General features: G+C 43.2%; 1 protein-coding gene. It reads right to left on the reverse strand.

What is annotated here, in order from left to right; genetic code table 11:
- Positions 1–241: hypothetical protein (locus V6E90_RS21760; RefSeq protein WP_332606443.1), on the reverse strand; the 241-nt coding region annotated here is incomplete at both ends.

The raw sequence follows: 241 nt of genomic DNA on the forward strand, positions 1-241 counted from the left end.
GTGATGCTGTCAAACTTCGCATCTTTTAACAACTCGATCTTGATACCATCTTTAGTGGTACGTGTAATCACATTCTCACCGCTGGTCTTGTCTTCAGCTGTTGTTGCATCAGCGCCACCCACGATGTTTAACTTATCACCCAACTTACGATGCACATCTCCACCTGCATTACCTGCAAAGTTTAGACCTTTGTTGGTCAAGTCATTTACGCCATTGGTGACTTTGTCATCAACTGATTTGA

The organism is Acinetobacter sp. ESBL14, from assembly GCF_036668815.1.
In the GTDB taxonomy this organism is placed as follows: Bacteria; Pseudomonadota; Gammaproteobacteria; order Pseudomonadales; family Moraxellaceae; genus Acinetobacter; species Acinetobacter gyllenbergii.